Origin of the sequence: Bacillus sp. PS217, from assembly GCF_037963535.1 — a bacterium.
Lineage (GTDB): Bacteria > Bacillota > Bacilli > Bacillales > Bacillaceae > Bacillus > Bacillus subtilis.
The window spans coordinates 2,789,410-2,810,943 of record NZ_CP150157.1; the positions used below are offsets into that span (position 1 = coordinate 2,789,410).

At 43.7% G+C, this 21,534-nt stretch carries 18 protein-coding genes and 1 other annotated feature (1 of these 19 only partly in view); of the genes, 2 read left to right on the forward strand and 16 right to left on the reverse strand.

Annotated elements, in window-relative coordinates; translation table 11 throughout:
* Positions 1 to 124: a binding site (T-box leader), on the reverse strand; it reaches 99 nt to the left of the window's first position.
* A 165-nt stretch (positions 125 to 289) separates the two neighbouring features.
* Positions 290 to 481 (forward strand): hypothetical protein, encoded by a 192-nt coding sequence (locus NSQ83_RS14560; protein ID WP_003222590.1) that lies wholly within the window; start codon positions 290 to 292, stop codon positions 479 to 481.
* A gap of 18 nt (positions 482 to 499) precedes the next feature.
* Here NSQ83_RS14560 and cotN read toward each other — a convergent pair whose 3' ends face one another.
* The 8 genes from cotN to hemA form a co-directional block, all read right to left on the reverse strand.
* On the reverse strand, positions 500 to 1,525 hold the full coding sequence (gene cotN / locus NSQ83_RS14565; protein ID WP_088467306.1) for a spore coat protein CotN: 1,026 nt from the start codon (positions 1,523 to 1,525) through the stop codon (positions 500 to 502).
* A 32-nt stretch (positions 1,526 to 1,557) separates the two neighbouring features.
* Entirely contained in the window at positions 1,558 to 3,285 is a 1,728-nt protein-coding gene (gene spoVID / locus NSQ83_RS14570; RefSeq protein ID WP_172480882.1) for a spore coat morphogenetic protein SpoVID, read from the reverse strand.
* Positions 3,286 to 3,415: 130 nt separating this feature from the next.
* On the reverse strand, positions 3,416 to 4,708 hold the full coding sequence (gene hemL, locus NSQ83_RS14575) for a glutamate-1-semialdehyde 2,1-aminomutase (RefSeq protein ID WP_198878589.1): 1,293 nt from the start codon (positions 4,706 to 4,708) through the stop codon (positions 3,416 to 3,418).
* 29 nt (positions 4,709 to 4,737) lie between these two features.
* Positions 4,738 to 5,712, reverse strand: coding sequence for a porphobilinogen synthase (gene hemB / locus NSQ83_RS14580; protein WP_198878588.1), 975 nt, complete (start codon positions 5,710 to 5,712; stop codon positions 4,738 to 4,740).
* Positions 5,709 to 6,497, reverse strand: coding sequence for a uroporphyrinogen-III synthase (hemD, locus tag NSQ83_RS14585; RefSeq protein ID WP_029727111.1), 789 nt, complete (start codon positions 6,495 to 6,497; stop codon positions 5,709 to 5,711). Before hemD ends, hemB begins: the two co-directional genes overlap by 4 nt.
* The gene (gene hemC, locus NSQ83_RS14590) at positions 6,487 to 7,431 is read right to left on the reverse strand and encodes a hydroxymethylbilane synthase (RefSeq protein WP_015251536.1); all 945 of its coding nucleotides are present in this window, start codon (positions 7,429 to 7,431) and stop codon (positions 6,487 to 6,489) included. The genes hemD and hemC overlap by 11 nt, the downstream gene beginning before the upstream one ends.
* Before the next feature lie 32 nt (positions 7,432 to 7,463).
* Entirely contained in the window at positions 7,464 to 8,294 is an 831-nt protein-coding gene (locus NSQ83_RS14595) for a cytochrome c biogenesis protein (RefSeq protein ID WP_003222575.1), read from the reverse strand.
* 7 nt (positions 8,295 to 8,301) lie between these two features.
* Positions 8,302 to 9,669, reverse strand: a complete 1,368-nt coding sequence (hemA, locus tag NSQ83_RS14600) for a glutamyl-tRNA reductase (RefSeq protein ID WP_004399038.1) — start codon at positions 9,667 to 9,669, stop codon at positions 8,302 to 8,304.
* A gap of 228 nt (positions 9,670 to 9,897) precedes the next feature.
* On the opposite strand from hemA, the gene NSQ83_RS14605 reads away from it, so the two are divergent.
* A complete protein-coding gene (locus tag NSQ83_RS14605) occupies positions 9,898 to 10,395 on the forward strand; it encodes a hypothetical protein (protein ID WP_003229624.1) in 498 nt (165 codons plus the stop codon).
* Positions 10,396 to 10,416: 21 nt separating this feature from the next.
* Here NSQ83_RS14605 and yihA read toward each other — a convergent pair whose 3' ends face one another.
* The 8 genes from yihA to leuC all read right to left on the reverse strand — a co-directional run bounded on the left by yihA (position 10,417) and on the right by leuC (position 21,505).
* Positions 10,417 to 11,004: a ribosome biogenesis GTP-binding protein YihA/YsxC gene (yihA, locus tag NSQ83_RS14610; RefSeq protein ID WP_014114673.1), complete on the reverse strand. Its 588-nt coding sequence runs from the start codon at positions 11,002 to 11,004 to the stop codon at positions 10,417 to 10,419.
* On the reverse strand, positions 11,001 to 13,325 hold the full coding sequence (lon, locus tag NSQ83_RS14615) for an endopeptidase La (protein WP_003229618.1): 2,325 nt from the start codon (positions 13,323 to 13,325) through the stop codon (positions 11,001 to 11,003). The genes yihA and lon overlap by 4 nt, the downstream gene beginning before the upstream one ends.
* Before the next feature lie 180 nt (positions 13,326 to 13,505).
* Positions 13,506 to 15,164 (reverse strand): ATP-dependent protease LonB, encoded by a 1,659-nt coding sequence (lonB, locus tag NSQ83_RS14620; RefSeq protein WP_131227799.1) that lies wholly within the window; start codon positions 15,162 to 15,164, stop codon positions 13,506 to 13,508.
* A gap of 151 nt (positions 15,165 to 15,315) precedes the next feature.
* A complete protein-coding gene (clpX, locus tag NSQ83_RS14625) occupies positions 15,316 to 16,578 on the reverse strand; it encodes an ATP-dependent protease ATP-binding subunit ClpX (protein WP_003229613.1) in 1,263 nt (420 codons plus the stop codon).
* Between the two features lie 271 nt (positions 16,579 to 16,849).
* Positions 16,850 to 18,124 carry a trigger factor gene (tig, locus tag NSQ83_RS14630; protein WP_198878587.1) on the reverse strand — a complete coding sequence of 425 codons (1,275 nt, stop codon included), beginning with the start codon at positions 18,122 to 18,124 and terminating at the stop codon, positions 16,850 to 16,852.
* 227 nt (positions 18,125 to 18,351) lie between these two features.
* The gene (gene ddcA, locus NSQ83_RS14635) at positions 18,352 to 19,356 is read right to left on the reverse strand and encodes a DNA damage checkpoint antagonist DdcA (protein ID WP_003229609.1); all 1,005 of its coding nucleotides are present in this window, start codon (positions 19,354 to 19,356) and stop codon (positions 18,352 to 18,354) included.
* A gap of 118 nt (positions 19,357 to 19,474) precedes the next feature.
* The gene (gene leuD / locus NSQ83_RS14640; RefSeq protein ID WP_038429409.1) at positions 19,475 to 20,074 is read right to left on the reverse strand and encodes a 3-isopropylmalate dehydratase small subunit; all 600 of its coding nucleotides are present in this window, start codon (positions 20,072 to 20,074) and stop codon (positions 19,475 to 19,477) included.
* A 12-nt stretch (positions 20,075 to 20,086) separates the two neighbouring features.
* Positions 20,087 to 21,505: a 3-isopropylmalate dehydratase large subunit gene (gene leuC, locus NSQ83_RS14645; RefSeq protein WP_003229604.1), complete on the reverse strand. Its 1,419-nt coding sequence runs from the start codon at positions 21,503 to 21,505 to the stop codon at positions 20,087 to 20,089.
* Between the last annotated feature and the right edge of the window lie 29 nt (positions 21,506 to 21,534).

Here is a 21,534-nt window from a genome sequence, read left to right on the forward strand (position 1 = left end):
CTCTTCTTTCAAGAAATTATGCTCCCGGGCGACCTTCCAATCAGACAGCATAAGAAGCCTTTCAGCAAACGGCTTCTCTCTCTGCATGCGCCTTTTTTGTACTCTTCCCGTTCTAAGCAGGTGTATTTATCAGCTCATTGTATACATTATTTATGTTCTTTATTATAGTAAAAGTGTTTTTGATTCGTCAATCATCTTTTCCAAAAACACCGCTTTCTATACAGATGGGCAGGCACCTATTGCCCAAGTTTACATATGATGCTTGTAAATGCGTAGAGGAGGATGCACCGTGAAGAAACGTTTCAGCTCTTATTCACTGCCGCCATGGGTAAGGCAAATTCGGCTTGTATCCGCACAAGTGATTATTCCCATTACGATTTTTCAAGGAATCAGAACCATTTTCTTTCCGACAACCTTTGATGTTTTGCTGCTCGCAATCCTAATCTTTTTAGCTTGCGCCCTTCATTTAGAATGGATATAAACAAACAAGTCCGCGCCATTAAGACGTGGACTCGTTTTCAGCCTGAAATTTTTTCTCTTGTTCAATCTGATGAATTTTCATCACAAACGGCTCTATATTTTTCATTTGCCAATAAGCCTTTAATAATTGTGTACATTCCTCTTTTTCATGCTGTCGTTTCCCAGTTTGATAACCGTTCAGCACCTTGTACATGGCTGCCGGATATGCCATATAGCTGAGGAAAAGGCTGACTTCCGCTTCACGCAAAGGGAATGATTTCGTATATCCATAAAACCATTCGACGCATTCCGGACAAGCTTTCGGAAAGCCTCTGAACATTTTTGTATAAAAGCCGAGCAGGTCGTTTTGCGGCGGACCGACAGATGCTCTTTCGAAGTTTGTAAAATATCCGGTCCCGGCATCATTATACAGAAAATGGTGTATAGACAGGCTGCCGTGGTTCATTACAACCCTTGAAACGTCCTTTTCCTTTGCCGACTCATACCAGTCCTCCAGCCGTTCCAGCGCAAAATTCACCGCCGAAATGGTTTCTGAAAAATAGGTTATGGCCTGGAGTTCAAAAGGAGAAAGGTACCATTCCTTCTCCGCTCTATCCACAAACTGCTCATAGAAAATTTTATCTTGTTCCCACTTTTTTTTCATTTGCCCGTAATAACGTTCAATCTCATCACGTCTAACCTTTAGTTCCTGCTCGGTTCTCTCGTGAAGACGGGCTGTTTCTCTAAATAAATAAGCATGTTTCTGATCCCGTTCTTCCTCTTGGTCAAATTGGAGCCAAGGCATTAAATAGTAGGTATCTCCGTATTGTATGCCTGCTGAGAAAAACTCACCGCTATTTGTTCTGTAAACGGGAACGAATGAACGAAAGCCTTTTTCCTCAATCGCCACCATATGATCTGTAAAATGCTTGCCGCGACCCTCTTTCAATTTTTTCAGGGCAAATACACCGTAGTCTGTATACACTTTCCAAACAAGAGGACTGACAGGCTCAATAAATTGAGCAGTCAGTCCGTATTCCCGAAGAACCGATTGGGTATCTTCCATTTCATTCACCACATTTTCCGATCGCTTACGGTTTACGCATGGCTATTTTTATATTGAGGAATATAGAGAATCTGTCCTGCTTTTAATTCATCATCCAAGGCTAAAGAATTCATCCTGATCAGCTGCTGGGATGTAATTTCATACCGTTCGCATAAACGCTCGATCGTATCTTCCTGCTGCACAATACAAATTTTCATTCTCGAAAACTCATCCGCTTCTTTTGTAAAGAGTTTTGTTAAATAAAGAGAATTATCACTTTCCTTTGTTTGAGGTTCCTTCGTTTCAGGAGCAGGAGCAACCCTAGGAACAGCATCCGTTTCCTTCCTTTCAGTCTCAGAAGATTCAGGCAGCTGGAAGGATTGAAAAGGTGTTTCTTCCTTAGGCTCTTCAGCTGATGGTGTTTTTCTCACTTCAATTTCGAAGCTCTCTTCCTCTTGTTCTTCCTCCTCCAGCAGCTTAGGCGCTGAATAAAAAGAATCCTCCTCTTCTTGTTCAGGCAGGAAGGTACGGTATGCCGGTTCAGGCAATTCTTCTTGAGATGCCTCCTCCGAGCTTGTTTTTTGATTGAAATGGAAATGTAAATCGGCATTGTCATTCTCCATATATACAGCTGAAGCTGTTTCTCTGCTATCTTCTATGGAGAGAGCGGCCTCTGATACACTCTCCAAAGCTTCATCCGGTTCCGCCTCTTCTTGGCAAAGCGCAGGATCAGCCTGATCCGATTGAGCCGCTTCTTCCTTTTGAGCCTCTTGGCGCAGCGCATATTCATGATTAGGAGACACTGTTGTTTCCGCTTTTTCCTCTGCAATCACAGTCTCTGAATGAAGCTCAGCTTCCAAAGCAGGCGATTCTTCTGCTCCAGCGTGTTCACGAAGCTCAGTCTCCGCTGCAGAGTCTGCTTCTTCACGAACATCCGCTATTGCAGCTGCCGACTCAGCCGTTTCTTTTTTTGCTTTAACGATCTCTTGAATCTCTATTTCTGAAGGATCAGGTTCTGGCTCAGATTCTTCTGTTTCCGATTCAGCACGAACCTCCTTTTCCGGCACAGCAAGCTCTTCTGACTCTTCTTCCTCTTTCACATCTTCTCTGGCCTCTGGATCTGAAGCAACCGATTCAGGCGGCTCAGATTCTGCTTTTTCTGTCTCCAGTTCTTCACGGAGCCCCGCTTTCGAGATAAAAAGTTCTGGCGGTTCGGCTGGCGGTTCATGCTGAAGAACTGCTTCCTCTGCCGATGATGCACCCGGTTCTTCTACTACACTATGTGCTGGCGGCTCTGAAAGCTCTTCCTCCCTGAATGCCGCAGGAGCTTCATATAAAGGTATCTCCGGCTCTTTGTCTTGCGTATCGTCCAAAAGCCCTTCGATCGCTAAATCAGCTTGAATTGTTAAAATGCGCGAATCCGTCAATTGATAGTCAAATGCGTCAATAAAGACAAAGACATCCTGTAAATGGCTCACTTTATTTTTCGGAATGGTAATATCCACAGGAAAACAGTGAGTCAGTTCCGCACTTCCATCCTCTCTCTTTCTGACTTGTTCAACAAACCGCTTATCTGTATAAATCTCTTCGGTATGTTTGTTTTGATCTATGTTGTACTCACCTGTAAGTTCAAGCGATCCTATGATTGATACATAATCATTTACTTCCTGAACCCTAATATCAGGATCTAATGAAATAGAAAGCAGTTCAGAAACTTCCTGTCCTTTTTGGAAACAGATCGATTCTTCTACAGAAAATTGCAATCGATGATTTTGCGGCAAGTTCATATCCTCCTTTCATCTAATCCTTAAAATTAGATGTCACTAAAGGTGTATGTATGAACTGGAGAAAATATGAGTGGGAGAGCACGAAAAAACCGGCACAAGGAGTCCTTGATACCGGTTTTCACTCTTATCTGCGGCTGATCTCAGCAAATACTTTCTCAGCTGCCTGGATTGTGTTTTCAATATCTTCATCAGTATGGGCCGTTGAGAGGAAAAGACCTTCGAATTGTGATGGCGGAAGGAATACCCCTTCATTTGCCATCCCTTTATAATAGCTTGCGAACAGCTTCAAATCAGATGCTTTGGCTGTTTCATAATTGATGACTGGTTCGTTTGTAAAGAAGAAACCGATCATCGAACCTGCACGGTTAAAGGTATGCGGAATGCCATGAACCTCGGCGGCTTTTGAAATTCCTTCTTCCAGTCTGTCGCCTTTTTTGATGAAATTCTTGTAGGAATCAGGTGTCAGCTGTTTCAATGTCTCTAAGCCAGCCGTCATCGCAAGCGGGTTGCCTGACAATGTACCAGCTTGATAGATCGGGCCGCTTGGAGCGATCTGCTCCATGATTTCTGCCTTTCCGCCATAAGCGCCGACAGGAAGTCCGCCCCCGATTACTTTTCCTAAACAAGTCAGATCAGGCGTTACGCCGAAGTAGCCTTGAGCGCAGTTATAATCGACCCGGAAGCCAGTCATCACTTCATCAAAAATCAGCAGGGAGCCGTACTGCTCAGTGATATCACGCAGACCCTGCAGGAAACCTTCTTGCGGCGGAACAACACCCATATTTCCGGCAACTGGCTCTACAATGACTCCCGCAATGTCTTCACCGAATTGCTGGAAAGCAAGCTTTACACTTTCTAAATCATTGTACGGAACGGTGATGGTGTTTTTCGCAATGCCTTCAGGCACCCCCGGGCTGTCAGGCAGACCGAGAGTGGCAACACCTGAACCAGCTTTAATCAAGAGAGAATCGCCGTGTCCGTGGTAGCAGCCCTCAAATTTTAAAATCTTGTTGCGGCCCGTATAGCCCCTTGCCAAACGGAGGGCACTCATTGTAGCCTCTGTTCCGGAGCTTACCATTCGTACAATTTCTACAGATGGCACACGATCAATGACGAGCTTAGCCAGTTCATTTTCTACTTCAGTCGGAGCACCGAAGCTTGTCCCGTATTCAGCCACTTTTTTGAGGCTTTCTACGACGCGGTCATTTGTATGCCCTAAAATTAAAGGCCCCCATGACAAGACGTAGTCAATATATTCATTCCCGTCAATATCAAAGATTTTCGAGCCTTTTCCACGCTCCATAAAAATCGGGTCCATGTCTACCGATTTAAATGCGCGAACGGGACTGTTCACACCGCCCGGCATGAGTTTTTGCGCTTCTTTAAAAGCCGTTTTTGATTTTTCATAGCTTCTCATCTGCCTCAACTCCTGTCAACTGAATAAAATTACTCCGCAAGCCATTTCGCTGCGTCTTTCGCATGATACGTAATAATCAGGTCGGCACCCGCGCGCTTCATGCTTGTCAAAATTTCCAACACAATTTCTTTTTCTTTGATCCAGCCGTTCTGCGCTGCAGCCTTCACCATTGAATACTCTCCGCTTACATTATAAGCGACGAGCGGCAAAGTAAACTCATTTTTTACGTCACGCATGATATCCATATAAGAAAGCGAAGGTTTGACAATCAAAAAGTCCGCGCCTTCCTCGACATCTGATTGTGCTTCGCGGAGTGCCTCCATACGGTTGGCAGGGTCCATCTGATATGTTTTGCGGTCTCCGAATTGCGGTGTGCTGTTTGCTGCATCACGGAACGGACCGTAAAACTCACTAGAATATTTCACAGCGTAAGACATGATTGGAATATTGACGAATCCTTCTTTATCAAGCGCTTCTCTGATCACTGTAACAAATCCGTCCATCATGTTTGATGGCGCAATGATATCCGCACCTGCTTTCGCTTGGCTGACAGCTGTCTGCGCCAAAAGCTCCAGCGATTCATCATTGAGGATGACCCCGTCTTTGACAAGTCCGCAATGGCCGTGGTCTGTATATTCGCACAGGCACGTGTCAGCGACAACAACCATTTCAGGGAAGTGTTTTTTAATTTCTATGATGGCTTTTTGGACAATTCCGTGATCATGGTACGCTTGTGTTCCGCAATCATCTTTTTCTTCTGGGATGCCGAAGACGATAACAGATTGAATGCCCAGTTTGACCAGCTCCGCTACTTCATCCTTCAATAAATCTAATGATACATGGTAAACATCAGGCATTGACGGAACAGCTTTTTTGCCTTCCAGCCCTTCAACGACAAAAATCGGATAAATAAAATCTGATGGATGCAAACGTGTTTCCTTTACCATTTCTCTCATTGCTTTTGATGTCCGCAGGCGGCGGTGTCTATTAAATGATTGACTCATATTCTCTCTTCCTCTCTTGACATGCTGCACATTAACTCAAGCATGCCATCTATTGTAAATGTATCAGGCGTATGCGATGTGATGCCGTACGTCAGAAGGGCATCATTTGTTAAAGGTCCAATGCTGATACAGGCCGTCCCATTCGCCTTCCACTTTTTTAATTCTTCTCCCAAGACATGCATAAACGTATGTACGGTTGATGAACTCGTAAATGTTACATAGTCAAAGGAATATTGACCCGCAGCGTCTTTCAGTGCCTCAATGCCTTCTTCATCCGGAATCGTTTCGTAGAGAACCCATTCCTTTACTTCAAAACCGAGCGGGACAAGCTCTTGTTTTATCACATCACGTGACAAATTCCCTTTCATCACGGTAATGGGCTCCCCCGGTTCAGCATGCTGCTTAAGAGCGTCAGCCAATTGTTCAGCAATATACTCCTGTGGCATCACATCAACCGATACGTTATGCGTTTTTAAACGGCGGGCGGTTTTTTCACCGACGGCTGCAATTTTTTTATGCGCAGGGAGAATAAGCTGATTTTCCTTCAGATAAGAAAAAAAGAAGTCTGCCCCGTTCACACTTGTAAAAACAAGCCAGCCTGGCGCGGTTAGATCCTCCCTTACCTGTTCCGCAACATCATTCGGCAAAGCGCGGCGAAACGTAATCAAAGAGGTTAAAACCGCTTTACCGCCAAGCGCCTCCACTTTTTGCTGAAATGATGTTGCCTGTGCCTTATTCCGAGTGACAAGCACTGTTTTTCCTTTCAACGGAAAATCATTTTCCATCCTCATCAAGCTCCCGTTTTACACGATCAATTAAATCTTTTGCTCCTTTGTCAGCCATAAGAGCGGCACAGCGCTTTCCTACTTCCTCCGGATCGTTTCCGGTGACGGTTTCTTTAAAAATGATTTTGCCGTCAGGTGAAGCGACAAGACCTGTCATTTCAATTTCATCCTGTCCATTTAACACGGAGTAGCCTGCGATCGGAACCTGGCAGCCGCCCTCCATCGCGTTTAAAAAAGCACGTTCCGCTAAGACAGTCCGTTTTGTATATTCATCTGTAAACTGAGAAAACAACGCCAACAGCTCTTCATCCGATTCTCGGCACTCAATCGCCAGTGCTCCCTGCCCCACAGCAGGCAAACAGCGCTCAGGCTCAAGGAATTCGGTTACGACATCTTGCTTCCACCCCATTCTAGAAAGTCCGGCAGCCGCTAAAATAATCGCGTCATAATCCTCTGTTTCCAGCTTTTGAAGTCTTGTATCTATATTACCTCTAATCCATTTAATTGTAAGGTCAGGGCGCTCAATCAAAAGCTGCGCGCTTCTTCTTAAACTGCTTGTGCCAATGACAGCACCTTCCTTCATTTCTGAAAGCTTTACGCGATTCTTTGAAATAAGGGCATCACGCGGGTCCTCCCGTTCAGGAATACAGCCGATCACAAGGCCTTCAGGCAAAACAGCAGGCATGTCCTTCATGCTGTGCACAGCCATATCAATCTCTTCGTTTAAAAGCGCCTGTTCAATTTCTTTGACAAACAGCCCTTTTCCACCCACTTTTGAGAGTGTAACATCGACAATCCGGTCGCCCTTTGTCACGATCTCTTTAATTTCAAAAGCAAACGAAGGATTGATTTCCTTCAGTTTTTGAATAACCCATTTTGTTTGAGTCATAGCGAGTTTGCTTCGTCTGGAACCTACTTTAATCGTTCTCATCATTTCTTTCCTCCCGAATCTGCTTGGGACATCGTTTAACTGAACCAATGGAATTGCGACAGGCTTCCAAGCAGGAAATAATTGATCATCAGCACCAGAAAACAAGCCGTATTCCACAGTGCAGCGACCTTTCCTTGCAGCTCTTTAATCAGCCTGATATAAAGATAATAGCTGTACAGCAGCAGGACGACAAACGAACCAAGCACTTTGGCGTCAAACCAATACAGCGTTTCTAGTGAGACATATGCCCATATGACGCCGAGAATCAAACTCAGCAGCAGCATCGGAACCCCGATGACATTTAAAACATACGCCATATAATCAAGCTTAGATAAATCTTCTATTCTCAACAGCCATTTTCCCCACTTTTTCTTTTTCAGCAGATGATATTGAAACATATATAGCACAGAAAAAACGAAAGAAAGGGAAAAAGCGCCGTATGAAAGAATCGCCATTGTAATATGAATCACCAAAAGCTCGGATACAAGCTGCCCGGAAAAAGCAGCTGACTGCTGCTCTGTCGGTGAAAATGTGTGAATGGCGATCATAGAAAATCCTATAACATTTGTAAAAAACACGATAAAGTCAACACGTAAAAGCTTTGTCAGTACAAGTGACAGCGTGACAAGCACCCAGGCATAAAAATAAAGCGCCTCTGTCACATTTAATACCGGAAACCGCCCCGTCACCCACATAAAATAGGCCAAATACACGGTTTGCAGAGTCCAGACAATAGAAAGCAACCAGAAGGCCATTTTTCCAGCCTTCCGGTTGTGTTGAAGAAAATCTATAAAATAAAAGAGTACACTTAACGCGTAAATGACGATTGTCCCCTCATTAAGTCTTGCCATTGCAGTATCAATCATTCAGCTTTCACTCACTTACAAGTGGGCTAAAGCCCGCTTTTGATTCAGCCTTCTTAAAAGAGTGGACCTTTTGGCTGCTTTCAACGGTTTTCATCATTTGACGGCCCGCAGCTTCTTCAATATCAAAAATCTGCATAAACAACGCGAGCTTTTCTTCCGAATCAGCATCTGCCGCAAGCTCTTTCACCTTTAAAATCGGATCACGAAGCATTTGGTTAATAATACTTTTGGTGTGTTTGTTCAACAGTTTTTTCTCTCTTGTGCTTAAGTGAGGCAGCTTACGCTCAATGCTGTCCATCGTTTCTGACTGGATAGCAAGCGCCTTTTCGCGCAATGCAGAAATAACCGGCACAACACCAAGTGTATTCATCCATTGTTTAAATTCCACAATGGTTTCTTCAATTAACAGTTCAACTTTTTCAGCTGTTTCTCTCCGCTCTTTCATGTTCGCTTCTACAATGCCTTCCAGATCGTCGATATCATAAAGAAAAACACCTTCAAGATCATTCAGCGCCGGATCAAGATCTCTAGGCACGGCAATGTCGACCATAAACAGCGGACGTCCCTTGCGAAGCTTATTCGCGTTTTCCATCATCTCTTTGGACACGACAAATTCACTTGCACCGGTTGAACTGATTAAAATATCAGCCTCCGCAAGCGCGCTTTCAAGCTGATTCAAGCTTCTCGCTTCACCTGAGAAACGGTCTGCAAGCTCCTTCGCTTTCAAGTATGTTCGGTTAATGACAGTGACCTTGCCGATTCCCTGTCCGTGCAGGTTTTCCGCAGCAAGCTCGCCCATTTTTCCCGCACCGAGAATCAATATGTGCTTGCTTGAAAGATTTCCGAAGATTTTTTTGGCAAGTTCAACTGCAGCATAGCTTACTGACACCGCATTTGAGCCAATGTCTGTTTCGGCGTGAGTCCGTTTGCCCACTGTAACTGCCTGCTTAAACAGCTCATTAAAAATAGTCCCGATCGTTTTTTCTTGCTGAGCTGTTTTAAAGCTGTCGCGTACCTGTCCGAGAATCTGCGTTTCGCCAATCACCATAGAGTCAAGTCCGCAGGCTACACGGAATAAATGCTCAACAGCGGCATCGCTCTCATAAAACGTTAAGAACGGTGACAGCTCTTCTTTGCTTAATTGAAACCAATCAGCTAAAAACTTTTTTATATAATAACGGCCGGTATGGAGCTGGTCGACTACCGCATAAATTTCAGTGCGGTTGCAGGTTGAGACAATGATGTTTTCAAGAATGCTTTTCTCTTCTTTCAGCTGCACCATTGCTTCTGCCAGCTCATTCGGCTGAAAACTTACTTTTTCACGTATCTCAATAGGGGCGGATTTATAATCTACTCCCACAACAAGTATATGCATCGCTCTAATTACACCCCCAACACCCAATCTTAATTTATAATCATTCTAACATAGAACTCATTATTTATAATAATTATAACATAGTTTCTTTCACAAAATGTGAACAGATTTTAAAATTCTTATGCTATATTAGAAAAAGCTTCAGGGAAAAGAAGCATTCCTATTGACAATACCAAAAACAGCAGAAATTTACTACACATCAGCTCTAAAAAACAAGAAGGTGATATCATGAAACAAAAATCAATTTTATTCCCTTGTCTGCTGCTTGCCGCTTCTGTATATGCATGGCTAGAAAGCGGCCAAGCCGAACTGTTTTCAGGGCAGGATCAATGGCCTGTTCTCCTCATGCTGTTAGGCGCAGCCTTTGTATATCAAGGAAAAAAAGAAGCCGTCACACCCCATTTTTTTATCGGTTTGCTTCTCTTCGGGATCGGTTTACACTTTTTTGCCAAGCCGAAATGGGTATGGTGGCCGGATGATTTTGAAATGCTCCTCTTTATGATCGGCTTCTCACTTCTCGTTTCAACCGTTCAAAAAAAAGAATATGTATATGAAGCTGTGTCGATGATTTGTTTTTCCCTGTTTTTGTACTTTTTCAAACAAATAATGGCATGGCTTGAGTCTGCGCATATTCCAACAGCACTTCTGAAGGAGTATTGGCCGTTTGTCTTTATTGGAATCAGTTTATTGTTATTATTGATAAAACGGAAAAAATCTATACGATAAATAAAACCGGTAGAGGATTCTCTACCGGTTTATCATTTTTTTGATCGCTCCCCAAGCTTCGTCTTTCCCCTTTTTCGTTTCTGAAGAAAAGAGAATCAGCTCGTCTTCCGGATCAATATTTAATGTTTGTCGGACAACCTTCGCGTGTTTGTCCCATTTTCCTTTCGGGATCTTATCCGCCTTTGTAGCGATAATAATAACAGGAATGCCGTAATACTTTAAGAATTCATACATCTGCACATCATCATTGGATGGCGCATGCCGCAAATCAACGATCTGTACCACTGCTTTTAATTCCTCACGTGTCGTGATATAGGTTTCAATCATTCTGCCCCAAGCTTCACGCTCAGACTTTGACACTTTGGCAAAACCGTACCCCGGCACATCCACAAAATGCAGTTCATCATTGATAATGTAGAAATTAAGCGTTTGTGTTTTTCCCGGCTTTGATGACGTTCTCGCAAGATTTTTGCGATTGATTAATGAATTGATAAAAGACGATTTTCCTACGTTCGATCTTCCGGCCAATGCGATTTCCGGAAGCCCCCCTTCAGGGTACTGTTCCGGTTTTACTGCACTGATCACGATTTCTGACTTTGTGACTTTCATTTCTTCTCTCCTACTAAGGCATGTTCCAAAACCTCGTCTAAGTGGGACGCCAATATAAATGTCAGCCCCTCCCTGACGCTTTCCGGAATATCCTCTATATCTTTTTCATTATCTTTAGGCGCAATAATGGTCGTTAATCCCGCTCTATGTGCGCCAAGCGCTTTTTCCTTTAAGCCGCCGATCGGCAGCACGCGCCCGCGAAGCGTGATTTCCCCAGTCATGCCGACTTCACGCGAAACCGCCCGTCCCGTTAAAGCAGAAACAAGCGCTGTTGCCATCGTAATACCGGCTGACGGACCATCTTTTGGCACCGCACCCTCTGGTACATGTATATGAATATCATACTTCTCATGAAAGTCAGGTTCAATGCCAAGTTCTTCTGTTTTGGATCGCACATAGCTGAATGCAGCCTGAGCAGACTCTCTCATAACATCTCCGAGCTTTCCTGTCAGGATTAATTTCCCTTTCCCCGGAGAAAGCGATACTTCAATCGACAGCGTATCTCCGCCAACGGTTGTATAAGCAAGCCCTGTCACTACACCAACCTGATCCTCTGTTTCAGCTTGTCCATATCTGAAAATACGTTTTCCGATAAAGTCTTGAAGGTTCTTCTCAGTAACCGTAATCCGTTTTCGCTCTTCAGCAACAATGGCTTTTGCAGCTTTACGGCAAATCGCGGCAAGCTGGCGTTCAAGGCTTCTCACACCAGCTTCTCTCGTATAGTAGCGGATAATATCAAGAATCGCCTGATCACGCAGCTGCAGGTTGCTTTTCTTCAGCCCGTGTTCTTTGATTTGCTTTGGAAGCAAGTGATCCTTTACGATTTCAAGTTTTTCTATTTCTGTGTAGCCTGCGATATTAATAATTTCCATTCTGTCTCTGAGCGGGCCCGGGATTGTGGCCAAATTGTTCGCCGTTGCGATAAACAGCACTTTGGATAAATCAAAGGTTTCTTCAATATAGTGATCACTGAAGCTGCTGTTTTGCTCTGGATCAAGCACTTCAAGCATAGCGGATGATGGGTCTCCTCTAAAATCAGATGACATTTTGTCAATTTCGTCTAATAAGAAGACCGGATTCAGCTTGCCCGCTTTTTTCATCCCTTGAATAATACGTCCAGGCATTGCTCCGACATAGGTCCGTCTGTGTCCGCGTATCTCTGATTCGTCCCGAACTCCTCCGAGTGAGATTCTGACGAATTTGCGTCCCAAGCTTTTTGCAATTGATTTGGCTAAAGACGTTTTTCCGACACCTGGAGGTCCTGCCAAACAGAGAATCGGGCCTTTCAGGGATTTGGTCAGCTTCTGGACAGCCAAATATTCTAAAATACGTTCTTTTACTTTTTCAAGCCCGTGGTGCTCTTCGTCCAAGAGACGTCCTGCTTCTTTCAAATCAAGCTTATCATCTGTTTCATCCGTCCACGGAAGAGCAACCAGCCAGTCGATATAGTTGCGGATCACGGAGCTTTCCGCAGAACTTGACGGAATTTTTTCATATCTGTTTAATTCTTTAAGCGCTGTTTCCTTCACATGATCAGGCATGCCTGCTTCTTCGATTTTTTCCGTCAGCGTCTGAACTTCGCCAGTTTTGCCTTCTTTATCGCCAAGCTCTTTTTGGATCGCCTTCATTTGTTCCCGTAAGTAGTATTCCTTCTGCGTACGCTCCATCGAACGTTTGACGCGCTGGCCGATTTTTTTCTCAATCTCCAGCACTTCTTTTTCATTATTAATAAAATCAATGACCTTGTTCAGCCTGTCTTTGACATCAGCCGTTTCTAAAATATCCTGCTTATCCTTTAGTTTAAGGGGCAGGTGAGAAGCAACGATGTCTGCCATTCTCCCCGGCTCTTCGATATCAGTAACCGCGGCGTACGTTTCGGCCGAGATTTTTTTAGAAATTTTTATGTACTGATCAAAGTGGTCTAGCAAAGTCCGCATCAATGCTTCGTCTTCTGTATCTTTTGAATCATCTTCATGAATAAGTTGAATGTCGACCGACGTGTAATCCTCGTGTTCATTGTATTTGACGATATGGGCGCGCTTGAGGCCCTCCACCAACACACGAATCGTACCGTTCGGAAGCTTCAGCATTTGCTTAATTTTTGTATAGGTGCCGACAGTGAAAATCTCGTCTTCACCAGGTTCGTCTATCGAAATATCCTGCTGAGTGGCTAAAAATATCATATGATCATGCATCATTGCCTGTTCAAGAGCCTGAACCGACTTGTCACGTCCTACATCTAAATGCAAAACCATCGTCGGGTACACTAATAAACCTCTTAAAGGGAGGAGCGGGATGCTGCGTTTTAATTCTTCTGCCATGTGACTGACACCTCCGTGACTTTAGTATGAACCATTATAATACAACTTTTTCATCCTTGTACAATAAACGGCATGGTTCCATTTTCTATAAAACAGTCTCCTCGTAGTATACCCTTTCTTTCTGATATGAAAAAGGAAAAGATGTCCTTCATGAAAAAAACCCTATTATCAAAATAGGGTTTAAACGGATTCTTTATTGATTTCGATATGAAACGGTTTTTGTTCCGTTGGCGGATTCACCAAAATTTCATCAAGCACTTCTTGGAACGTCTTCACTGCAATAATCTCGATCCCGTCAATCTGCTTTAAGATCGCCTGCTGATTTTCATATGGGATAATCACCTTTTTCGCACCGGACTGCTTGGCCGCTTTTATTTTCGGAATGACGCCTCCGATGGGTTTCACAAGACCGTTCAGGCTGATTTCGCCCGTCATCGCAACGGTATTGTCAATAGGAATTTTGTGTATCGCCGAGAAAATCCCCGCCGCCATCGCAATGCCTGCTGACGGCCCATCAATCGGAATCCCTCCTGGGAAATTGATGTGAATATCATAATCAGAAGGCTTCATTCCCATTGTCCGGAGCACGGTTAATACATTTTCAACCGAACCCTTCGCCATGCTTTTTCGCCTGATCGATTTTGATTGGCTGCCGATGCTTTCTTCTTCAGCTATTCCTGTGATGTTAATTGATCCTTTATCTTGAGCCGCGGTTACACTTACTTCGATTTCCAGAAGCGATCCGCTGTTAGGCCCATAGACTGCAAGCCCATTTACAATGCCAACCTGTGGTTCAACACCGATTTTTTGCTCGTGCTTTGGAGTAAGCTGGCTGGAGTGAATGACCCATTCAATATCCTCAATCGTAATGTCCTTTCGATTCTCCGTTACAGCCATCCCCGCTGCGATTTGAATCATATTGACGGCTTCCCGCCCGTTCCGCGTGTAGCTGGTCAAAAGATCCAGTCCTTCTTCGGAGATATTTTTTTCAATTTTATCCGCTGCTGTTTTGGCAACCGTTTTCAGCTCGTCCTTTTCAAGCTCGCGGAAAAAAACCTCCAAACAGCGGGACCTGATAGCTGGCGGAATTTCGTTTGGCATTCTCGTGGTCGCGCCAATCAAGCGAAAATCAGCCGGCAGCCCATTTTGAAAAATATCATGAATATGATTCGGAATTTGTGTATTTTCCTCACTGTAATACGCACTATCTAAAAAGACTTTTCTGTCCTCAAGCACCTTCAGCATTTTATTCATTTGAATAGGATGCAGCTCCCCTATTTCATCAATAAACAGCACACCGCCATGGGCATGGGTGACAGCTCCCTGCTTCGGCTGCGGAATCCCAGCCTGTCCCATCGCTCCGGCCCCTTGGTATATCGGGTCATGAACAGAGCCGATGAGCGGATCGGCAATTCCTCTTTCATCAAAACGGGCTGTTGTCGCATCGAGTTCCACAAAAACAGCCTGCTCTTTAAACGGTGATTGTTTATGTTTTTTTGCTTCTTCCAACACAAGCCGCGCAGCAGCCGTTTTCCCAACTCCCGGTGGCCCATAGACAATCACATGCTGAGGATTTGGCCCGCATAAAGCCGCCTTTAATGCTTTAATGCCGTCTTCCTGTCCGACGATATCTTGAAAGCTTTTGGGGCGGACCTTCTCAGATAATGGCTCGGACAAGCTGATAGCGCGCATTTTCCGAAGCTGCTCCATTTCCTTCTTTGATTCTTTATCTATCGTGATCTTTTGTGTCCTTTGATTTTTAAGCAAATTCCAAAAATACAAACCGATGATGATCCCAAAAAACAGCTGAATAAATAACGCGATCCCTGTCCAACTCATGGTGGTCCCTCCTGAAAAACAATTTATGTATCCAATTCATTCCTCTGATTGCTAGTATCTCCCATAAAAGACGGGAATAAACGTTTTTCCGGAAGAGTTGCATGCAAAAAAACCTCCTGAGTGTTACCACTCAGGAGGTTTGTGCTTATCTTTATGCAGATGTTTTATCTTGGCTTACCTCAGTGCCGTCTTTCAATAAGAGGCGAGGAGGCTCTCCGTGTGTCACAGTTGCCCCGGTAATTACACATTTTTCAATGTCATCACGAGAAGGCAGCTCAAACATCACATCAAGCATGATGCCTTCAATGATGGAACGGAGTCCGCGTGCTCCAGTCTTGCGTTCAATTGCTTTTTTAGCAATTTCAGAAAGCGCTTCTTCTTCAAACTCAAGCTCAACGTTGTCAAGCTCAAGCATTTTCTTGAATTGCTTAACTAGAGCGTTTTTCGGTTTTGTTAAGATCGCAACCAATGCTTCTTCGTCAAGCTTTTCAAGGCTTGCAATAACCGGAAGACGTCCGATAAATTCAGGAATTAACCCGAAACGGAGCAAATCTTCAGGAAGCACTTTTGAAAGAAGATCTTCTTTCTCAAGATCAGCGGCTTTATTGTCGGCACCGAATCCAATCACTTTTTGGCCTAAACGGCGTTTGATGATTTGTTCGATACCATCGAAAGCTCCGCCGCAAATGAACAAAATATTTGTTGTGTCAATTTGAATGAATTCTTGATGAGGATGCTTACGTCCACCTTGAGGCGGCACGCTTGCCACTGTACCCTCAAGAATTTTAAGCAATGCCTGCTGTACACCCTCACCTGACACATCACGTGTGATAGACGGGTTTTCAGATTTTCTAGCCACTTTATCGATTTCATCAATATAGATAATGCCTTTTTCGGCTTTTTCCACATCATAATCAGCAGCTTGGATGAGCTTCAAGAGAATATTCTCTACATCTTCACCCACGTATCCAGCTTCAGTCAAAGATGTAGCGTCTGCAATCGCAAACGGCACATTTAAAATGCGAGCCAATGTTTGCGCCAGAAGGGTTTTACCGCTTCCCGTAGGGCCGATTAATGAAATATTACTTTTTGAAAGCTCAACATCATCAACTTTGCTGTTAGAGTTAATGCGCTTATAGTGGTTATACACAGCAACAGCAAGTGATTTCTTCGCTTGATCTTGGCCGATGACATATTCATTCAAAATTTCACGAATTTCCTGAGGCTTTGGTACGTCTTTAAATTCTACTTCTTCTTCTGTTCCGAGTTCTTCCTCTACAATTTCAGTGCAGAGTTCGATACATTCGTCACATATATATACACCAGGTCCAGCTACAAGCTTACGAACCTGATCTTGTGTTTTTCCACAGAACGAGCATTTTAATTGTCCTTTTTCCTCGTTAAATTTAAACATTCTTTCACCCCTTAATCTTGTCTCACTTTTTCTTTTACCGGCAGAGCAAAAGAAAATGATTCTTGAAACGAACGAGTATGTATTGCATTTTACCATACTTTCCAAAAAGACGGTAACAATGTGTTTCTGACTTGCACATTCTATATGTATGACAAAAAACAGCCCTGCATTAACTATATTGCCCCAAGAAAAAGAGATAACTCATAATTGTACAAAACAAGGCACGAATGATTCGCGCCCTGTTTTATTAGTACTATTATTATGCACCATATTAACGGTTTTCTACAAGAAAATCAATTGCTTTGCGAACTTTTAAATCTTCTTTCATCGCGTCAGTAGAACCGATGGCTTGTTTAATATTTTCAACAGGCATGTTGTATGCTTCAGCCATTTTAGTAAGCTCAGCATCAACTTCCTCATCTGATACTTCAAGGTTTTCCGCTTTCGCAATCGCCTCAAGAGTCAGGTTAGATTTTACGCGTTTTTCAGCATCTTCTTTCATTTGCTCTTTAAGCGCAGCTTCATCTTGGCCTGAGAATTGAGTGTAAAGCTCAAGGTTCATGCCTTGCATTTGCAGACGCTGTTCGAATTCTTTCAGCATGCGGTCAAGCTCAGTGTCGACCATTGCTTGCGGAACATCGATTTCAGCATTTTCAGAAGCTTTCAGAACAAGCTCTTCACGCAATTTAGCGTCAGCTTCGTTTTCTTTTGCTTCTTCTAAACGTTTCTTTGTTTTTTCAGTTAATTCAGCAAGTGTTTCCACTTCTTCATCGATATCTTTTGCGAATTCATCGTCAAGCTCAGGAAGCTCTTTCGCTTTGATTTCGTGAATTTTCACTTTAAACACAGCTGGTTTGCCTGCAAGCTCTTCAGCGTGGTACTCTTCTGGGAATGTCACTTCAACATCCTTTTCAGCGCCTGCTTCAAGACCAACTAATTGATCTTCGAAGCCAGGGATGAATGAACCAGAACCTACTTCTAGAGAGTAGTTTTCAGCTTTTCCGCCTTCGAATGCTTCGCCGTCAACGAATCCTTCGAAATCAAGAACAACTGTGTTTCCTTCTTCAACAGCGCCTTCTTCTTTTACAACAAGCTCAGCTTGACGCTCTTGAAGCGCTTTTAGTTCGTTTTGAACATCTTCGTCAGTTACAGTTGTGTCGTCTTTTTCAATGCCTAAGCCTTTGTAGTCGCCAAGCTTCACTTCAGGTTTTACTGTTACTTTCGCAGTGAAGATTAAGCTTTCACCTTTTTCGATTTTTTCAACATCGATTTCAGGACGGTCTACAGGCTCGATTCCAGCTTCTTCAACCGCTTTAGGGTATTCTACAGGAAGAAGAATATCCAAAGCATCTTGGTAAAGAGCTTCTACGCCAAAGCGCTGTTCGAATAATCCGCGAGGAATTTTACCTTTACGGAATCCAGGAATTGAAACTTGTTTTACTACTTTTTTAAATGCATCATCAAGTGCTGTTTTAAACGTTTCAGCATCAACTTCAACCGTTAAAACGCCTTCGTTGCCTTCTTGTTTTTCCCATTTTACAGACATGTGTTTCCCTCCAAAAATCTATTCAGGTTGTGTCGGTCTTCCATTCTAAAGCAATCATTCGGCTTCGTCCAACAAAAACAAAGCTGCCAAAGATCAGAATCATTATGTATAGATGTTAATAATGAACTGCAAAGCCTGTCCAACCGTATTTCTTATAACCCGTTATACACAAATACAACCACTATATTATAACATAACACATAGCGCTTTCAACTATATGGCGCGATTTACAAATAAGAAATTTCTTCAATATCTTTTAACATTGTGCAAGCTTCATCGAGTTCTCTGTCGGTAAATTCATACATCATATGAAGTTCTTCGCTTTCAATTTCAATCCCGTGCATCTCGTAACCGACTTTATGAAGGGCAGCCGCCCAAAGGTCAGCCGACAGCAATTTCGGCTGGAACGGATATAAAACGTACAAATGTCTTCTCCACAATTCTTCTACTGCCGCATATAAGGTTGGATTTTCATTTCCAAGTGTCTCATCCAGCACCCTGAGAACACGGTGCAGAATCGGGGCGGCATCAGGCGGAACAATCTCAGACGGTTCAATTGTCAACGACTCGCCAAATTTGCTAATGTGTACAGGTTTACTGTACTCATGCTCAGCCAACAGCATGACAATCATCGTTTTGATAATCGGATGGGCTGAGGGGTCTTGGAGGATTGTTTTGAGCAATCCTGTATACTTTGCTACGTTACGGTCTTTTAAGGAATGAATGAGATTCATTTGCTCCTCAGGGCTTGCCAGCACTTTCTCGGTGTCAATTGTATCCTCATATTCTTCGGCCCAAGCCTCGTCCTCACGATCCGGATCGGTCATTTTCCGGCTGAAATCCAGCAGCTTATAAAATTGCTCGGCGCTTTCTGCCGGCAGCTGATTTTCTTCCAAAACGGCTTCAATGGTGCTTTTGACTTCTTCGTACTTTTTGAGCTGAATTAAGATGGTCATGTACACCTGCAAAACCGTAAAATAATGGCCATAACCTTCTTTGAGCATCTTCTCGCACACGCTTTCTGCCTCTTCCAGCTCGCCCAACTCTAAAAAGCAGATGGCCATCCCTAAGTGAAGATCGGATTCAGTATCATCATATTTCATCGCTTCTGAAAACAGTTCAAGCGCTTCTTGATACTTTTTTTCCTTGAGTGATGACATCCCTTTTTCCACAAGGCGGTCTTTCAGATGAGGAAAAGGAATAATTTTTGCGTTTTTCTTGTCATGCGTCATACCTATATTCCTTTCAGGCATTTATTTTGTTCAAGTGTATCAACACCTGTGAACAAACACAAGAAATGAAAGGTTTCACCAGGCAAAAAAAGCCGCCGGACAAATACCGGCCGCTTTTTCAGTCTTGAAGCCAAGAGCTTCTTTGTGATTCAAATTGCTTGATTTCATCTTCCAGCAGCAGCGTTAATGAAATTTCATCATATCCGTTGATCAGCATCTCTTTCCAATGCGGGTCAACTTCAAATGAAATTTGATTGCCTTCACTGTCATGAATCAGCTGATTTTCAAGGTCAACAGTCATTTGCAATGACTTGTTTTCATACTGGCCGACAAGCTGTTTCCAATTGTCATATGGCATGCGGATCGGAAGCATGCCGTTTTTAAAGCAGTTCTGATGAAAAATATCAGCAAATGACGGCGCAATGATAATTTTAAACCCATAATCATCAAGTGCCCACGGAGCGTGTTCACGCGATGACCCGCAGCCGAAGTTTTCTCCTGCTATTAAAATGGAAGCTCCTTGATAAACAGGCTGGTTTAATTCAAATTCAGGGTTCGGTTCACCATTCGCATCATATCTCCAGTCAAAGAATGCAAAACGCCCGTAGCCTGTTCTTTCAATCCTCTTCAAAAATTGCTTAGGAATAATCTGGTCTGTATCCACATTGATCCGATTTAATACGGCCGCTTTCCCCGTATGTGATTTCAAAGGTTCCATCTCGCGCACTCCTTACACAACTGTTTTTTCCTGATAAAACTTTCTGACATCAACGAAGTGTCCGTGAATGGCAGCCATCGCAGCCATTGCCGGGCTGACGAGATGTGTTCTTGCACCTTTTCCTTGTCTGCCCTCAAAGTTGCGGTTAGAGGTTGATGCACAGCGCTCTCCCTCAGGAACAACATCATTATTCATACTCAAACACATGCTGCAGCCTGACTCTCTCCATTCAAATCCAGCTTCCAAGAAAATCTGGTCAAGCCCTTCTTTTTCAGCCTGAAGCTTCACGCTTTGGGATCCGGGCACGACGATGGCCCTTACGCTGTCAGCTACCTTTTTCCCTTTGATCATATCAGCAGCCTGTCGAAGGTCAGTCATGCGGGAATTCGTGCAGGAACCGATAAATACGTGCTCCACTTTAATGTCTTCAATTTTCTGATGAGGAGTCAGTCCCATATATTCATAAGCGCGAATCGCTTCTTTTTTATCATCTTCTGCAGAAAAGCTTTCCGGCGCAGGAACTTCAGAATCGACAGGAAGAACCATTCCCGGGTTAATGCCCCATGTCACCATAGGGGAAATTTTGTTGCCGTCAAGGACGATAGATTTATCATAAACAGCGCCCGGGTCTGTGCGCAGCGCCTTCCATTCCTCTACGGCCTTGTCAAATTCTTCGCCTTTTGGCGTATACTTGCGATTTTTGCAATATTCAAACGTCACCTCGTCAGGTGCAATCAAACCAGCTCTTGCTCCTGCTTCAATTGACATGTTACAAACAGTCATTCGTTCATCCATCGTCATATTTCTGAATACTTCCCCAGTGTATTCAATGACGTAGCCCGTGCCGAATTTCACACCGTATTTGCCGATGACAGCAAGGATGACATCCTTTGCCGTTACCCCTTTTTGCAACGTTCCATCTACGCGCACTTCAAGTGTTTTTGGGCGCTGCTGCCAAAGTGTCTGTGTGGAAAGGACATGTTCAACTTCACTCGTCCCGATTCCAAATGCAAGAGCGCCGAAAGCGCCATGTGTTGATGTATGACTGTCACCGCACACAATCGTTTTCCCTGGAAGCGTTAAGCCCAGTTCAGGGCCGACGACATGGACAATCCCTTGATCCACGCTGTGAAGATCGGCAAGGCGCACGCCAAATTCCTCACAGTTTCTTTCAAGCGCCGTTACCTGGCGTTTCGCAACTTCATCCTTTATCTCAAAACGATTGACAGTCGGGATGTTGTGGTCCATTGTCGCAAATGTGTTTTGGGGTCTTCTGACCTTTCTTCCCTTTTGTCTCAAGCCTTCAAATGCCTGAGGAGACGTCACCTCATGAATGAGGTGCAAATCAATATAGAGAAGATCCGGCTTTCCCTCACCATGTTTTACAATATGCTGATCCCAAATCTTTTCGATGATTGTTCGAGGCATCATCTTTTATTTCCTCCCTCTACCTAGAGCTA

What these genes read in the sequence shown, in the direction of transcription:
- yihA (WP_014114673.1), bottom strand. Translation starts at nt 11,004, where the DNA reads ATGAAAGTCACAAAGTCAGAAATCGTGATCAGTGCAGTAAAACCGGAA.
- cotN (WP_088467306.1), bottom strand. Translation starts at nt 1,525, where the DNA reads ATGGAAGATACCCAATCGGTTCTTCGGGAATACGGACTGACTGCTCAA.
- leuC (WP_003229604.1), bottom strand. Translation starts at nt 21,505, where the DNA reads ATGATGCCTCGAACAATCATCGAAAAGATTTGGGATCAGCATATTGTA.
- hemA (WP_004399038.1), bottom strand. Translation starts at nt 9,669, where the DNA reads ATGCATATACTTGTTGTGGGAGTAGATTATAAATCCGCCCCTATTGAG.
- lonB (WP_131227799.1), bottom strand. Translation starts at nt 15,164, where the DNA reads ATGAGTTGGACAGGGATCGCGTTATTTATTCAGCTGTTTTTTGGGATC.
- hemB (WP_198878588.1), bottom strand. Translation starts at nt 5,712, where the DNA reads ATGAGTCAATCATTTAATAGACACCGCCGCCTGCGGACATCAAAAGCA.
- clpX (WP_003229613.1), bottom strand. Translation starts at nt 16,578, where the DNA reads ATGTTTAAATTTAACGAGGAAAAAGGACAATTAAAATGCTCGTTCTGT.
- hemD (WP_029727111.1), bottom strand. Translation starts at nt 6,497, where the DNA reads ATGGAAAATGATTTTCCGTTGAAAGGAAAAACAGTGCTTGTCACTCGG.
- tig (WP_198878587.1), bottom strand. Translation starts at nt 18,124, where the DNA reads ATGTCTGTAAAATGGGAAAAACAAGAAGGCAACGAAGGCGTTTTAACG.
- hemL (WP_198878589.1), bottom strand. Translation starts at nt 4,708, where the DNA reads ATGAGAAGCTATGAAAAATCAAAAACGGCTTTTAAAGAAGCGCAAAAA.
- hemC (WP_015251536.1), bottom strand. Translation starts at nt 7,431, where the DNA reads ATGATGAGAACGATTAAAGTAGGTTCCAGACGAAGCAAACTCGCTATG.
- lon (WP_003229618.1), bottom strand. Translation starts at nt 13,325, where the DNA reads ATGGCAGAAGAATTAAAACGCAGCATCCCGCTCCTCCCTTTAAGAGGT.
- leuD (WP_038429409.1), bottom strand. Translation starts at nt 20,074, where the DNA reads ATGGAACCTTTGAAATCACATACGGGGAAAGCGGCCGTATTAAATCGG.
- NSQ83_RS14605 (WP_003229624.1), top strand. Translation starts at nt 9,898, where the DNA reads ATGAAACAAAAATCAATTTTATTCCCTTGTCTGCTGCTTGCCGCTTCT.
- NSQ83_RS14595 (WP_003222575.1), bottom strand. Translation starts at nt 8,294, where the DNA reads ATGATTGATACTGCAATGGCAAGACTTAATGAGGGGACAATCGTCATT.
- ddcA (WP_003229609.1), bottom strand. Translation starts at nt 19,356, where the DNA reads ATGACGCATGACAAGAAAAACGCAAAAATTATTCCTTTTCCTCATCTG.